A 662-nucleotide genomic window follows, 5' to 3' on the forward strand; every position below is an offset into this window, starting at 1 on the left:
CGAACGTTGTCCGTATGAGAATCCTTGGTGCTAACGTGATTCCTGCCACGCACGGACGTAAAACGCTGAAAGAAGCCGTTGATGCTGCCTTTGAAGCGTACCTAAAAGATCCAGAAACTCAGCTTTATGCCATTGGTTCCGTGGTTGGCCCTCACCCATTCCCTAAAATGGTTCGCGATTTCCAATCCATCATTGGGAACGAAGCGCGAGTTCAGTTCAAAGAGATGACGGGCAAATTGCCGAACAATCTTGTCGCGTGTGTGGGTGGCGGCTCAAATGCCATGGGGTTGTTTAGCGCATTTTTAGAAGATGAAAGCGTCGCGATCCACGGCGTCGAGCCTGCTGGACGATCTTTGGACAAAGTGGGTGAACACGCAGCCACCCTAACGCTTGGCGAGCCAGGCATCATGCACGGGTTTAAGTCTTACATGCTTAAAGATGAGCAAGGCGAACCACAAGAGGTACACTCCGTCGCCAGTGGCTTGGATTACCCATCGGTAGGCCCACAGCACAGTTATTTAAAAGACATAGGACGCGTGAACTATGGTTCAATCAACGATGACGAAGCGATAGACGCCTTCTTTGAGTTGTCTCGTGAAGAAGGGATTATTCCGGCTATCGAATCTTCCCACGCAGTCGCATACGCAATCAAACTGGCACAA

Annotated in this window: 1 protein-coding gene; it reads left to right on the plus strand. The window is 50.5% G+C overall.

Annotated features, from left to right (window positions below):
* On the plus strand, positions 1 to 662 hold a 662-nt coding region (locus R7E78_RS27300), incomplete at both ends, for a pyridoxal-phosphate dependent enzyme (protein WP_318058774.1).

This window comes from Vibrio sp. YT-19(2023) (assembly GCF_033337395.1).